13 protein-coding genes are annotated in these 14,631 nt (G+C 62.6%); 6 read left to right on the top strand and 7 right to left on the bottom strand.

The features are described from left to right. Positions 1 to 95: 95 nt before the first annotated feature. Positions 96 to 1,646 carry a trimethylamine methyltransferase family protein gene (locus ACR0FC_RS14015; protein WP_170341808.1) on the top strand — a complete coding sequence of 517 codons (1,551 nt, stop codon included), beginning with the start codon at positions 96 to 98 and terminating at the stop codon, positions 1,644 to 1,646. Positions 1,647 to 1,687: 41 nt separating this feature from the next. Here ACR0FC_RS14015 and ACR0FC_RS14010 read toward each other — a convergent pair whose 3' ends face one another. The 7 genes from ACR0FC_RS14010 to ACR0FC_RS13980 form a co-directional block, all read right to left on the bottom strand. Beyond that, positions 1,688 to 3,028 (bottom strand): NAD(P)/FAD-dependent oxidoreductase, encoded by a 1,341-nt coding sequence (locus ACR0FC_RS14010; protein WP_170341806.1) that lies wholly within the window; start codon positions 3,026 to 3,028, stop codon positions 1,688 to 1,690. Further along, positions 3,025 to 4,521 (bottom strand): aldehyde dehydrogenase, encoded by a 1,497-nt coding sequence (locus ACR0FC_RS14005; protein ID WP_170341804.1) that lies wholly within the window; start codon positions 4,519 to 4,521, stop codon positions 3,025 to 3,027. Before ACR0FC_RS14005 ends, ACR0FC_RS14010 begins: the two co-directional genes overlap by 4 nt. Positions 4,522 to 4,524: 3 nt before the next feature. Next, a complete protein-coding gene (locus ACR0FC_RS14000; RefSeq protein ID WP_170341802.1) occupies positions 4,525 to 5,442 on the bottom strand; it encodes a dihydrodipicolinate synthase family protein in 918 nt (305 codons plus the stop codon). Between the two features lie 152 nt (positions 5,443 to 5,594). Next, complete coding sequence (nagA, locus tag ACR0FC_RS13995; RefSeq protein ID WP_170341800.1) at positions 5,595 to 6,746, bottom strand: N-acetylglucosamine-6-phosphate deacetylase; 1,152 nt, start codon at positions 6,744 to 6,746, stop codon at positions 5,595 to 5,597. Beyond that, positions 6,743 to 7,774, bottom strand: coding sequence for an SIS domain-containing protein (locus ACR0FC_RS13990; protein WP_170341798.1), 1,032 nt, complete (start codon positions 7,772 to 7,774; stop codon positions 6,743 to 6,745). Before ACR0FC_RS13990 ends, nagA begins: the two co-directional genes overlap by 4 nt. A gap of 8 nt (positions 7,775 to 7,782) precedes the next feature. Further along, positions 7,783 to 8,550 (bottom strand): GntR family transcriptional regulator, encoded by a 768-nt coding sequence (locus ACR0FC_RS13985; protein WP_170341797.1) that lies wholly within the window; start codon positions 8,548 to 8,550, stop codon positions 7,783 to 7,785. Beyond that, positions 8,547 to 9,434 (bottom strand): glucosamine kinase nucleotide-binding domain-containing protein, encoded by an 888-nt coding sequence (locus ACR0FC_RS13980; RefSeq protein ID WP_170341795.1) that lies wholly within the window; start codon positions 9,432 to 9,434, stop codon positions 8,547 to 8,549. The genes ACR0FC_RS13985 and ACR0FC_RS13980 overlap by 4 nt, the downstream gene beginning before the upstream one ends. Before the next feature lie 157 nt (positions 9,435 to 9,591). On the opposite strand from ACR0FC_RS13980, the gene ACR0FC_RS13975 reads away from it, so the two are divergent. The 5 genes from ACR0FC_RS13975 (at position 9,592) to ACR0FC_RS13955 (ending at position 14,630) form a co-directional block, all read left to right on the top strand. Continuing rightward, the gene (locus ACR0FC_RS13975; RefSeq protein WP_254432959.1) at positions 9,592 to 10,485 is read left to right on the top strand and encodes an N-acetylmuramic acid 6-phosphate etherase; all 894 of its coding nucleotides are present in this window, start codon (positions 9,592 to 9,594) and stop codon (positions 10,483 to 10,485) included. Between the two features lie 32 nt (positions 10,486 to 10,517). Next, a complete protein-coding gene (locus tag ACR0FC_RS13970; protein ID WP_170341178.1) occupies positions 10,518 to 11,768 on the top strand; it encodes an ABC transporter substrate-binding protein in 1,251 nt (416 codons plus the stop codon). Positions 11,769 to 11,836: 68 nt separating this feature from the next. Continuing rightward, on the top strand, positions 11,837 to 12,751 hold the full coding sequence (locus ACR0FC_RS13965) for a carbohydrate ABC transporter permease (protein ID WP_170341793.1): 915 nt from the start codon (positions 11,837 to 11,839) through the stop codon (positions 12,749 to 12,751). A gap of 14 nt (positions 12,752 to 12,765) precedes the next feature. Continuing rightward, the gene (locus tag ACR0FC_RS13960) at positions 12,766 to 13,605 is read left to right on the top strand and encodes a carbohydrate ABC transporter permease (protein WP_170341791.1); all 840 of its coding nucleotides are present in this window, start codon (positions 12,766 to 12,768) and stop codon (positions 13,603 to 13,605) included. After that, complete coding sequence (locus ACR0FC_RS13955; RefSeq protein ID WP_170341789.1) at positions 13,602 to 14,630, top strand: Gfo/Idh/MocA family protein; 1,029 nt, start codon at positions 13,602 to 13,604, stop codon at positions 14,628 to 14,630. The genes ACR0FC_RS13960 and ACR0FC_RS13955 overlap by 4 nt, the downstream gene beginning before the upstream one ends. The last annotated feature ends 1 nt before the right edge of the window (position 14,631 follow it).

The raw sequence follows: 14,631 nt of genomic DNA, 5'->3' as shown, positions 1-14,631 counted from the left end.
GCACGGGCTCGATGTCGCATTCCGCAACAGTATTTCGCAATCCTGCAGGTCGCGCCCACGGTCGGCGGTCAGACTGGTGTCAAAGGAGGCCCAGAATGACCCAGACCGCCACCCGTGTCCGAACCGGAGGCCGCGCCGCCCGCCGCGCCCTGCGCACCGCGCCCTGCTTTGACATGTTGCCGGGCCTGACCCGCAACATCCCACTGTGCGAAGTGATGGACGGGTCACAGGTCGAGCGGATCGACGCGGCCTCGATGGACATCCTCGAAAACGTGGGCGTGCAGTTCCGCGACCCGATCGCGCTGGCCGACTGGAAGGCGGCTGGAGCCAAAGTTGACGACGAGCGGGTGTATCTTGATCGCGGTCTGGTCCGCGAATTGATCGCGACGCTCCCCTCGGATTTCACCTATCACGCCCGTGACCCGCGCAAGAATGTGCGCCTGGGTGGGCCGCACGCGATCTTCGTTCCGATGACCGGCGCGCCGTTTCTGCGCGATCTCGACGACATGCGCCGCAACCCGACACTGGACGATCTGGCGATGTTCCACAAGCTCAGCCACATGCTGCCCGCGCTGCATTCCAGCGCTCACCACATCGTGGAACCCTATGATCACCCGATCAGCCAGCGCCATCTGCGCATCACCTATTCGTCGATGAAATATTCCGACAAGACCTTCATGGGCATGACCACCTCGCCCAAGAACGCCGAAGACGTGATGGAGATGTGCGCCATCCTGTTCGGCGAGGATTTCATGGAGGATCACCCCGTCACCACCGGCAATTGCAACGGCAACTCGCCGCTGGTCTGGGACGAGACCATGCTGGGGGCGATGCGCGCCTTCTGCCACCGCAATCAGCCGGTGCTGTGCTCGCCCTTCGTACTGGGCGGGGCCAACACGCCGGCCAGCGTGCCGGCGACGGTCGCGCAGCTCAACGCCGAGGCGCTGAGCGCGCTGGCCTACACGCAGGTGATCCGGCGCGGCTGTCCCGCGATCTACGGGCACTACCTGTCGACCGTCAGCATGAAATCCGGCGCGCCGATGGCGGGCACGCCCGAGATCAGCCTGATGAACTTCATGATCGGCCAGATGGCGCGACACTACGGCGTGCCCTGGCGCAGCTCGAACACGCTGGGCGGGGCCAAGACATTCGATGCGCAGGCGGGCTACGAATCCGCCACCACGCTGTCGGCGGTGATCCATGCGGGGGCCAATTATATCTGGCATTCGGCGGGCTGGAACGAGGCCGGGATGCATTGTTCAACCGCCAAGTTCGTGGTCGATGCCGAGCAATGCGCCATGGCCTATCGCATGGCCGAGGGGCCGAAATGGCACGATTTCGACGAGGCCGTTGCCGCCGTATCCGATATCGGCCCCGGCGGGCATTACCTGGGCCATCCGCACACACAGGACAATTTCCAGGAGGCGTTCTTCATGCCCGAACTGTTCGACAACAACTCGATCGAACAATGGGTGGCCGAGGGCGGGGTCGAGATCACCGAGCGCGCCCTGAACCACGCCCGCAAGCTGCTGGCCGAGTATCAAGAGCCCCGAATGGACCCGGCCACCGACGAGGCGCTGCGCGATTACATCGCCCGGCGCGAGCGGGAAATTCCCGCCGCCGACGAATTGAACCAGCACTATTAGGAACACTCCACTTGCCCGCCTGCCTGTCAGGCGGGCCTTTTTCATTCGTCGCGCGCGCGCCATTCCTTCCAGCGCAGCACCATATTGGCACTGATCTCAGACAACGGTCGGGGCGGCAGGCGTTTGGGCCGGTCCTCGGCACCGAAATAATCGCTGATCCCGGACCGCACGCCACAGGCCATCTCGGCCGCGGCGATCCCGGTCAGGGTGCCGCGCGCGGTGCCCAACCCGTTCTGGACGCAGGCGGAATAAACGCCGGTCTCGATCTCGCGGGTGACCGAGACGCCGTTCAGGCTCAGGCACAGATGGCCGGCCCATTCGTACTCCATCGCGATGCCGCGCAGCTGTGGAAAGCGCCGGTCGAACTTGCGCCGCATCACCGCAACTGCGCGCCGCAGGTCCGCTGCCCGCGCCTCCATGCCCGGGCGCAGCACGGCGCAGGTGCGGGTGATGATCCGGTTGCCGCCCTGCCCGGTGTCGATCCGGCGCATGGTGGTGCCCATCGGATCGGACGGGGTCACGCCCCAGCGCGGCTGGCCACCCAGCTGGGCCAGCGCATCGGCCTCCAATTCTCGCGTCATCGCCGCGAACAGAAACAGCTGCATCAGCCGGCCACGTTCCACCCCGAAACTCTCCAGGTGACCGTTCACCGAAAGGATCAGCCGGCCGGTCGAGACCTGCCCGAGCGCGGTCTGCACGCACCAACCCGCACCGTCGCGCTGGAACCCCGTGACCGCACTGTTTTCAAAAATCTGCACCCCATCGGCCGCCAACCCCGCCGCCAAACCTCGCACATAGCCCGCCGGCTGCAGCATGACCGTGCCCGGCGTATACAGCCCCGAGACATAGTGCCCGGACCCGGTAAGTTCCTGCATCTGCTGCCGGTCCAGCATCTCGAACCGCTCGCCGAGGCTGTCCAGATGGCGGGCATAGCTTTGGTTGTGCGCATGTCCCGCCGGGCTGGCCGCGCCGTTCACCTTGCCCGCCGGATCGAAATAGTTGGGGTCGATGCCGTATTCCTCGACCGCCGCGCGAGCAAAGGCGATGGCCTGCCGGTTCAGCCCGATCATCGACCGGTCATCGCCCGCCCCGGCATAGTCGTCCGAGGCTAGGTCATGCGGCAGATCGATCATGAAGCCCGAGTTGCGCCCCGCCGCGCCTTCCGCCACGCGCCCGGCTTCAAGCACCACGATCCGCGCATCGGGCACCAACTGCCGCAATCGCCGCGCCGCAGACAGCCCGGCAAAACCGCCGCCCACGATGGTGAAATCTGCGGTGATATTGCCCGAAAGCTGCCGCGCGGGAGTTTGCGGGCCCAGCAGGGCATTCCACGCAGCCGGACCGCGCTGCACCGGCAGGCGGCAAGCGGTGAACCGCGTCAATCCACCGCCTCGTCGGCATCATCCGACAGGTCGATCCATAGCGTCTTCAGCTGCGTGTACTGGTCATGCGCATGCAGCCCGTTGTCCCGCCCGCCAAAACCAGACTGCTTGTAGCCGCCAAACGGGGTCGAGATGTCGCCCTCGCCAAAGCTGTTCACCGTCACGGTTCCGGCCCAGATCGCGCGGGCGCCGCGCAGGGCGCGCTTGGCGTTGGCCGTAAACAGCGATGCGCACAGCCCATATGGCGTGTCATTGGCCATCGCGATGGCCTCGTCGAACCCCGCGACCTCGATCACCGACAGAACGGGCCCAAAGATTTCCTCACGCGCCAGCGGCGCGTCATTGTCGGGCAGCTCGACCACGGTTGCTTCGACGAACCCGTTTTCGGCCTTGCCGCCCAGAAGGACTGACGGCGCCTTGTCCAGATAACCGCAGACCTTGTTGAAATGGTCTTTGCTGACCAGCGCGCCCAGACGGGTTGCAGGGTCCAGCGGGTCGCCCACAGTCCACTGGCGGGCGTGGTGGGCGATGCGCTCCAGCAGGTCAGCCTTGACCGCGCGGTGCACGATCAGGCGCGACGTGGCCGAGCAATTCTCGCCCATGTTCCAGAACGCCCCGTTCACCACATGGGCGGCAACCCGGTCGAGGTTCTCGGCATCCTCCATCACGATGGCCGGGTTCTTGCCGCCCATTTCCAGCACCACCTCCTTGGCGTTGCTTTCGGCCGCATAGGACAGGAATTTCTTGCCCGTCACGGTCGAGCCGGTGAATGACACCATGTCGATATCCATGTGCCGTCCGATCGGTTCGCCCACCTCGGCGCCGCCACCCGGAACCACGTTCAGAACCCCGCGCGGCAGCCCGGCCTCGGCCGCCAGTTCGGCCAGACGCAGGGCGGTCAGCGGGGTTTCCATCGCCGGCTTCACCACCACCGAGCACCCGGCTGCCAGCGCCGGGCCGATCTTCCAGGCCAGCATCAGCAGGGGGAAGTTCCACGGCAGCACCAGCCCCACCACCCCGATCGGTTCGCGCAGGATCATCGCGATGTGGTCGTCGCTGGCAGGCGCGACTTGATCGTAAATCTTGTCAACCGCCTCGGCATGCCATTTCAGGCAGTGGATGGCCTCGGGGATATCCACGGTTTCGCAGTCAAAGATGGTTTTGCCGCTGTCGATGCTTTCCATCACCGCCAGTTCGCGAGCATTGCGGGTCATCAGCTTGGCCAAGCGGATCAACACATCCTTGCGCGCCGACGGGTGCAGGCGCGACCAGCGGCCGTCATCGAAGGACTCGCGCGCCTTTTCCACGGTCAGGTCCACATCGGCGGCGGCGCAGGCCGCGACCTCGGTCAGCACCGTGCCGGTGGCCGGATTCACCGTGGGAAACACCGCGCCCGAGGTCGCCGGGCGATAGCCGCCGTCGATGAAGGCGCCGGTGGGCAGGTCCAGCCCGGCGGCGATGGATGCGTATTCGTCCCGTGTCAGCAAGCCCATGCCTCAGCCCTCCGCCATGATGTCTGCGATCTTGCTTTTCAGCACGCGGGTCACCTGTTCCAGCGCGCGCTTGTCATCCTTGTTCAGCCCCTTCAGGGGCGGCCGAACCGCGCCCGCCGAGATGCCGTTCATCGTAACCCCATGCTTGATGGTCTGGATGAACTTGCCGCCCTGTTCCAGCACCCGCATCAACGGCATCAGCGCCGACATGATCCGGCGGCCCTTGGCGAAATCGCCCTTCAGCACGCAGGTCTCATACAGCGCCACATGCTCGCGCGGCAGAAAATTCGACCCGCCACAGATCCAAAAGGGCGCGCCCCAAGCGAAGAATTCCAGCGCCTGATCGTCCATGCCGCAGCCCAGCTGGATATGCGGATAGTCCCGCGCCAGCATGTGTACGCGGTTGATGTCGCCCGAGCTTTCCTTGATGCCGCAGAAATTGCGGCTGCGCCCGACGCGATCGAGGAACTCGGCCCCCATCATCGTGCCGGTGCGGTGCGGATAATTGTACAGCATCACCGGCAAATCGGCCGCCTTGTCGATGGCCAGCGCATTCAGGGCGTTTTCCCGATCCGTCGGCACCGAATAGGGCGGGCTGGCCAGCAGGATGGCATCGGCCCCGATCTGGCGCGCGCCTTGGGCCAACGCGATCGAATCCGGCGTCAACATCGCGCCGGTCCCGACCACCAAAGGCAGCCGACCCTTCAGTCGCTGGTGAGTAAAACGCGCCAGTTCCAGCCTTTCATCGACGGTCTGGGCATAGTTTTCGCCCGTGGACCCGCCCGAGATCATCCCGTGCACGCCGTTGTCGACAAGGTATTCGATCACCTCGGCCAAGGCATCCCAATCAACGCTGAAATCCGCGTGATACGGGGTCACCACCGGGGCGTAGATCCCCTGAAATCTGAACACAGGCGTCATCTCATTCCTCTTGCCGGGCACGCGTGAAACTTGCGCCCGACACCAAGGCTAAGAAAAATACAAGATGTGCACAATCCAGATTCCCGACATGAACAGCCCAGGGTCCGACATGTCGTAGGAAATCCGGCGACCAAGGGTCGGCGTGGACACCGTCAGCCCAATGCCTGACCTTCCTGCCAGACCTGGAGCAGCCGTTGGTCAGAGACATGCAAAATATTTGCGCGGGCACCAACCGCCAAACGGCCAAGATCTGATCTGCCGATCAGGTCCGCGGGAAACCGGGTCGCCATGTCGAAAGCAGCTCGCAAAGGCAGTTGCGCGAATGCAACCACGTTGCGAACCGCGTCCAACAGCTCAAGATGCGCACCGGCGAGCGTTCCATCGGCGAGGGTCAACCGGTTGCCGTCGCGCAAGATCTGCCGTCCGTTCAGCAGAAAGCTGTCGATATCCGACCCGGCGGTCGCCATCGCGTCGCTGACAAGGAAAACACAGCCCGGCCCTGTTTTGGCCCGGATGGCATTGCGCACTGACACCGGATGGACGTGAATTCCATCAGCGATCAGGCCCGCAGACAGCTCGCCAAGCGCCAGCGCCGCGCCTACGACGCCGGGCTCTCGGTTACCCATCTGGCTCTGAGCATTGAACAAATGTGTGACGCAACGAGCCCCGGCCTGAACGGCTCTTTGACAGGTTTCAAAACTCGCATCCGTATGGCCCAGCGAGACGACGATCCCCGCTTGGGTCATGGCGCGTATCTGATCATCGGTCACACTTTCCGGCGCCACCGTAACCTTGAGAACCGGCAACTGCGTGGCTGTGTCCAGCAACAAATCCAGATCAGCCTTCTCCATCTGTCGGATCAGGGCAGCGTCATGTGCACCTTTGCGGGTTTGGGACAGGTGCGGGCCTTCCAGATGAAGGCCGACAATGCCGGGAACGCCTTCGTTCACGGCCGCAATCGTGGCCGCGATTGCCCGGCGCGTGATCTCAGGCGTATCCGTGATCAGCGTTGGCAAGATCGACGTTGCTCCGATACGCGCATGTGCCTGCGACATCGTGCGGAGCGTGGCCAGATCTGGGGCGTTGTTCAGCATTGCCCCGCCGCCGCCATTGACCTGCAGATCGACGAAGCCCGGGACCAGAAGGCCACCGTCCAGCCGCGACACCCTCGCTATGCCAGGAGTGTCGGAGACAGGCGTCACGCCCCCGATACGCCCTTCCGCGAACAGAAGGGCATGATCCTGCAGGATACCTGCAGGGGTCAGAATGTCCGCGCCCGCCAGAGCCTGCAGTTCGCTGGTCATACGGTTTCCGTCACCTTGTTCAGATGCCGCGGTGCGTCCGGATCGATCCCGCGCGAGGCGGCAAACGCCTCGACCATCGCGTAGAAGGAGACGATCAAGCTCAGCGGATCAATCAGGGAATGCCCCGTGCGGACATGCGGAATGCGCGTCGCGGCAGTAACCCTGTCCGTGGTCGCAAAGACACGGGCACCCTTGGCGCTGATCGCGTCCGCCACCTCCGCCAACGCAGGCTCCGCCGCATCTGCCGCTGCAAAGCTGAGTACCGGAAAACCGTCCTCGACGATGGACACCGGCCCGTGCAGAACCTCGGCCGAGGAATAGCTTTCAGCGTGCAGCTGGCAGGTCTCCTTGAATTTCAGCGCAGCTTCGTTCGATACGGCCAGTGCCTGGCCCCGGCCAAGCGTGAACAGCGACGGGTGAGCACCGATAGCGTCACGCACTTCGGGCCAATCGATCCGGGCCGCCTGATCCAGCTGCTCGGGCAGGTCGCGCAACGCCGCCAGCAACGCCGCATCCTGCCCCCACTCTGCCAACAGCCACAAGCCGGCCACCGCCGATGTGACGAAGGTCTTGGTTGCCGCAACACTCAGTTCGGGGCCCGCCTGAATATCTATGGTGTGATCGCTGACCTCGGCCAACGGTGAAGCGGCGTCGTTGGTCAACGCTACTGTCAATGCGCCGTCGCGCCGGGCATTGCGAGCCATGGCCACGATGTCAGGGCTTTTGCCGGATTGCGACACCGACAGGCACATCGCCTGACGCATGCGCAGAACGGAATCGTAGATCGATCCGATCGACGGCCCGACCGAGGCCACCGGCACACCCAATAGGATCTCCGACGTGTATTTGAGATAGGTGCAGACGTGATCGGAAGACCCGCGTGCGACCGTCACGACAAATGTCGGGTCCAGTTCGCGGGCAACCGAGGCGACCGCCTCAATGTCGGTCTGGCCCCGACTCAGAAGCCTTTCTACGGCCACGGGGATTTCATCAATTTCCCGGCGCATCCGGGTGATCTGCTGTTGCATGATGTGTCCTAGCTGTTGGCCAACCGCAATTCGGCGACAAAATCATAGGCGTCGCCGCGATAGATCGACCGAGTGAATTCAACGACCCGCCGATTGGACAGGTATGATGTTCGAACGATGCGCAGTCCGGCCGCACCGGGTTCGACCCCAAGCAAGCCCGCGTCGGCGCTGTCCAGATTGATCGCCGATATGCGCTGCAGCGCCCGTACGGGCCGGTTTCCATCCCGCTCCAAGACTTCGTACAAGGAGGCTTCGACCTCCTGCGGGCGCGGCAGAATGTCGATTGGCAGCGAGGCCCGTTCGATCGCCATGGGCCGATCGTTGGCCATACGCAGGCGCGAGATGCGCGCGACCGCTTCGCCCGAGGACAGGGCCAGCGCCATCACCTCCTCGGGCGACGGAGTGTGAACACCGCGCTCGAGCCACTCGCTTGAGGATTCAAGACCGCGTCGGTTCATGTCCTCGGTGAACGAGGTCAGCCGTGACAGGGATTGCTCGACCCGAGGCGTTCCGTCGGCCACGAAACTGCCCGAGCCCTGGCGTTGAATGACGATTCCCCGATCTACCAGATCCTGCATCGCCCGGCGCACGGTGACGCGGGAAAGGCCCGTGAGGTTTGCGATCTCGCGTTCGGCCGGTAGCGGTGCACTTTCCGCCAGCAGACCATTCTCGATGCCCTCTTCGATCCGCTTGCGCAACCGAACGTACCGAGGCCCCACGGCCTGCTGCATCCAGTCACCGGTCCTGAGGAAGGTTTCGATCGTTTCGGCGGTCATGCTGCCCCCAATCTGGCGCGCTCGGCCAGCTGTGCGGCGAGCTGCAGCGCCCCGTCAAGGGCGGTGCCTGCCGGTTCGATCATCGCGCTCTGCACCTCGGCGGAAAGATAGGCGATGTAATGCGATGCCACACCGCCCACTGCACAGACCGGCTCGGCATCATCGCGACCAAGGGCCTGAAGCCCTGCAGCGACATAGTCGGCGCCCTCGCGCATCAGGGCCACGGCCACCACATCGCCTTTTTGAGCCGCCGCAATGATTTCGGGCGCGAAGTCTGCGATTTCGGCCGGCCGCGCCTGCCCCGCAAATCGCACGATCTGCATCGGGTCATCGTCAAAACGTCTGCGTATGGACCGCGTCAGCGCGCTGTCGGGGATTATTCCGTCCGCTGCAAGCAACACCCGCCGCAGCAACTGCTTTCCCAGCCAATATCCGGAAGCATCATCACCGATGAGCGCCCCGTAACCGCCAAGCAACCGGATTTCGCCATCACTTTGCCGGGCCAGGAACGATCCTGTGCCGATCCCGATCAAACATCCATCGACCGGACCCAACGCCCCAACCACGGCCGAGCGACGGTCATCCTCGACTTGCACAATGCGCGATGGCAGGTGCCGTGCGATTTCAGCACCGGTGTCCGCGTCGGTCACGCCAGCCAGCCCTGCGTAGATCGGAATCCCGGTCAAAGCCGCTTCGGGCATCGCAGCACGCTCGGCCAGAGCCCGCAGCCCGGCATTCAGCGTTGAGATAGCCGCCGCACGATCGGAATAGACATTGGCGCTTCCCAGAATCAGATCATGCCGCCCGGTGGGGCCGACCATGGCAAACCGGCAGCGTGTACCGCCACCGTCAATTGCTATGAGATATTGGAGGGACTCATCCATATAGATACCTTTACGATACCTTTTGTCTGAAAAAAAGACCTCTTGTGTGCCGAGATCGTGATTTTTCATGCTTATCGGTCGATATTTCGCGATTTAAAACGAATGGTAGACAAAAGGTATTATATAGGTATTATCTTCGATGCCAAAGGGGAATCACATGACGCCGCACATGCTGCCGCAAACCGAAATGCTGCGCGACGAATCCGAGGGACTGGACCTGCGCCCGGACGCCGAAGTTCTGCGCCTGCTGCTGGATGCGCAGAAAGCCGCACTGAACGGGCTGGATGCATGCCTTCAGGATATCTCAAGAGGTGCGGCATTGATGGCAGAAACCATCCGCACCGGGGGGCGGCTCTATTATGCCGCCGCCGGGTCGTCCGGGCTGATGGGCTTGGCCGATGGGGCGGAGATACCGGGGACATTCGGCCTGTCTCCAGAGTCGATCGCCATCTGCATGGCCGGCGGCATACCGACCGGGGCAGAGATGCCGGGTCACACCGAAGATGACACCCGAACTGCCGAAATCGCAGCCGCCGACCTCCTCCCCACGGACACGGTGATCGCGATATCCGCCAGCGGCACCACGCCTTACCCGTTGACCTTTGCCGGAATTGCAAGGTCCCGCGGCGCCAAAACCATCTGCATTGCCAACAACGCCGACGCTTTGCTGTTCGAGCACGCCGATTGCGCAATTTGCCTGAACACCCCGCCCGAAGTCATTGCCGGATCGACCCGACTGGGCGCCGCAACCGCGCAAAAGGCGGCGCTCAACATGCTCTCGACCCTCATGGGTGTCAGGTTGGGCCATGTGCATGACGGCATGATGGTCAACGTGGTGGCCGACAATGCCAAGCTGCGTCAGCGCGCAGAAGGAATCATCCGGAACATAACCGGCGCCACGCCTCAGCACGCCGCTGATGCCCTGGATCGTGCCGAAGGCAACCTGAAGCTTGCCGTACTTTTGGCCGCCGGTGCCGCAACACCGGCGCAGGCCAGTGAACTGCTGACGGCATCGGGCGGCCATCTGCGCCCTGCGTTGGACCAGATTTGAACCAAGAAGAAGACCAAAAGGGAGAATACATCATGAGAACAACCACACTGACCGCCGTGCTGCTGGCGTCATCGGCCCTGGCCGGTGCGGCAATGGCCGAAACCACGCTGACCATCGAAAGCTGGCGCAACGACGACCTGGCCCTGTGGCAGGAAAAGATCATCCCGGCCTTTGAGGCCAAGCATCCCGACATCAAGATCAAGTTCACCCCATCGGCCCCGGCGGAGTACAATGCCGCCCTGAACGCCAAGCTGGATGCCGGTTCGGCCGGAGACCTGATCACCTGCCGCCCCTTCGACACCTCACTTGGCCTGTACGAGGCGGGCAAGCTGGCCGATCTTTCGGACCTTGAAGGCATGGCGAACTTCTCGGACGTCGCCAAATCGGCGTGGCAGACCGATGACGGCTCGGCCACCTTCTGCGTGCCGATGGCCTCGGTGATCCATGGGTTCATCTACAACAAGGACGCGTTCGACGAGTTGGGCCTGTCGGTTCCGGAAACCGAAGCCGAGTTCTTTGCTGTTCTGGACAAGATCAAGGAAGACGGCACCTATATCCCCATGGCCATGGGCACCAATGACCAGTGGGAAGCGGCCACCATGGGTTACAACAACATCGGGCCGAACTATTGGAAGGGCGAAGAAGGTCGCCTCGCCCTGATCGAAGGTTCTCAGAAACTGACGGACGAGCCGTGGGTCGCCCCCTACCGCCAGCTGGCCAAATGGGGTGCCTATCTGGGCGACGGGTTCGAAGCGCAGACCTATCCCGACAGCCAGAACCTGTTCACGCTGGGCCGCGCCGCCATCTATCCGGCCGGCAGCTGGGAGATCAGCGGCTTCAACAACCTGGCCGATTTCGAGATGGGCGCTTTCAAGCCGCCAGTCCAGAATGCCGGGGACGAGTGCTATATCTCGGATCACACCGACATCGCCATTGGTCTGAACGCGGCGTCGCCCAACGCCGATGCGGCACGCACCTTCCTGAACTGGGTCGGGTCCGAGGAATTCGCGCAGATCTATGCAAACGCCCTGCCCGGCTTCTTCTCTCTCTCCAGCTTCGATGTGGCGATGGAGGACCCATTGGCACAGGAATTCGTCAGCTGGCGGAACGAGTGCAACTCGACCATCCGGTCCACCTATCAGATCCTGTCGCGTGGAACGCCCAACCTTGAGAACGAGACCTGGAACGCATCGGCTCAGGTGATCAAGGGTGAGGAATCGCCAGAGGACGCCGGCAAGCGCCTGCAGGACGGGTTGGCCAGCTGGTACGCCCCGCACCAGTAACCCGTCTATCGTGACACAATCAGCTCTGGCCAGGCGGCCAGAGCCACCCTGAGCTTTCGAGGAACAACATGGGCAATCGCCGGATCAAATGGCACATCGTGGTGTTTCTGGCACCCGCAGTGCTGGTCTACTCGGCCGTCATGGTCTTTCCGCTGTTCAACACGCTGCGGCTGGCACTGTACACCGAGGTCGATCAGGCCCGTGTTTTCGTAGGCCTGGACAACTTCCGCACCCTGTTCGGCGACCCGATTTGGTCGGATGCGTTCTGGAACGCACTGGGCAACAATTTCTGGTTCTTCTTCATTCACATGCTGGTGCAGAATCCGATCGGGATCGCACTGGCGGCAATCCTCAGCCACCCACGCCTGCGCTTTGCTGCGTTTTATCGATCGGCCATCTTCATCCCGACGATCCTGTCCTTCGTGATCGTTGGCTTCGCCTGGAAGCTGATCCTGTCGCCGATCTGGGGCATCGCCCCCGATATGCTGGCCGCGGTGGGACTCAAATCTCTGTTCGCGCCCTGGCTCGGCAAAGAAGAATACGCGCTGACCACGCTGGCCCTGATTTCGGTCTGGCAGTTCGTGGGCATTCCGATGATGTTGATCTATGCCGCCCTGCTGTCGATCCCCGAAGAGATCCTCGAGGCTGCCGAAGTCGAAGGCGTCACCGGCATGTCCGCCTTCTGGAAGATCAAGCTGCCGCTGATCCTGCCTTCTATCGGCATCATCTCGATCCTGACATTTGTCGGCAATTTCAATGCGTTCGATCTGATCTACGCATCCCAGGGCGCTCTGGCGGGGCCGGATTTCTCGACCGACATCCTTGGCACGTTCATGTACCGGACCTTCTTCGGGTTCCAATTGCAACTCGGTGATCCGCACATGGGATCGGCCATCGCAACGGGCATGTTCGCCATCATCCTGACAGGGGTCTGCATCTATCTGTTCCTGATCCAGACCCGCATCCGCCGGTATCAGTTCTGAGGGGCCCGAAGAGCATGAACAAAGCCCGCAGAAACCCCTTCAACATCGCTGCCATGCATGGCGCGCTGATCCTCTATACGCTGATCGCCCTGTTTCCGGTCTTCGTGATCGTGATCAACAGCTTCAAGTCGCGCAAGGCGATCTTCCGTGAACCGCTGGCCCTGCCCGATGCCGACTCGTTCTCGATGATCGGATACCAGACGGTGATGAAACAGGGCGACTTCTTCCTGTATTTCCAGAATTCGATGATTGTCACCGTCGTGTCGCTGTTCCTGATCCTGCTGTTCGGCGCAATGGCGGCTTTTGCGCTCAGCGAATACCGGTTCAAGGGCAACACGCTGATGGGCCTGTACCTTGCATTGGGTATCATGATTCCGATCCGCATCGGCACGGTTGCGATCCTGGACATGATGGTGGCGACCGGGCTGGTCAACACGCTGATGGCGCTGATCCTCGTCTACACCGCACAGGGCCTGCCGCTGGCCGTATTCATCCTGTCCGAGTTCATGCGCCAAGTCAGCGACGACCTCAAGAATGCAGGCCGCATCGACGGGCTGAGCGAATACACCATCTTCTTCCGCCTTGTTCTGCCGCTGGTGCGTCCGGCGATGGCGACCGTGGCGGTGTTCAACATGATCCCGATCTGGAACGACCTGTGGTTCCCGCTGATCCTGGCCCCGGCCGAAGAGACCAAGACCCTGACCCTCGGTAGCCAGGTCTTCATCGGTCAGTTCGTCACCGACTGGAACGCGGTGCTTTCGGCACTCAGCATGGCGATCCTGCCGGTCATGGTTCTGTATGTCATCTTCTCGCGGCAACTGATCCGCGGGATCACTTCGGGGGCGGTCAAATGATCCGGGTTCTGATCGCAGGTTTGGGCAACATGGGCCTCAGCCATGCGCTGGCGCATCATCACCATCCCGACGCCCAGATCGTGGGTCTGGTGAACCGATCCGGGACAGTGGATCACCCGGATTTGCAGGGGTATCCGGTCTTCACCGATTTCCATACGGCGCTTGCAGACACCAACCCTGATCTGGCCGTGATTGCCACCTATTCCGACAGCCATGCCGACTATGCCTGTGCCGCAATGGACGCCGGTGCGCATGTATTTGTCGAGAAACCCCTGGCCACCACGGTCGCAGACGCACGCCGTGTCGTCGAGAAGGCCACTGACGCCAACCGAAAGCTGGTGGTTGGTTACATCCTTCGGCATCACCCCTCGTGGATGCGGTTGATATCCGAGGCGCGTGACCTGGGCGGCCCCTATGTCTTTCGCCTGAACCTGAACCAGCAGTCCGACGGCCCGACATGGGAGACGCACAAGGCGCTGATGCAAACCACCTCACCCATCGTGGACTGCGGTGTGCATTACGTCGACGTCATGTGCCAGATTACCGATGCCCGGCCGGTTCGGGTCAACGGCATGGGCCTGCGACTGTCGGACGAAATCGCACCCGACATGTACAATTACGGCCAGTTCCAAGTGGTGTTCGAAGATGGCTCGGTTGGTTGGTACGAGGCCGGTTGGGGTCCTATGATGTCCGAAACGGCGTTCTTCGTGAAGGACATCGTTTCACCCAATGGTGCGGTTTCCATTACCGAAGGCAACAAGGGCGCATCCGACGATGTGGACGGCCACACAAAGGTGGGCGGCATTCTTGTGCACAAATCCAGCGGCGACACCCTGATCGAGATGGATGGCGAACCTGGCCACCAGGAACTGTGCGACGCCGAACAAGCCTACATGCTGCAAGCCATCGCGCAGGACATCGACCTGACCCGCCACATGAATGACGCGGTGCAATCCCTGCGGATCTGCCTTGCCGCCGACCAAAGCATTCGATCCGGCCAGCCGGTCGACCTGAAGGAGACGTGAC

It is taken from the genome of Ruegeria sp. BB9 (assembly GCF_056539345.1).
This window is presented reverse-complemented; position numbering and strand designations above follow the sequence as displayed.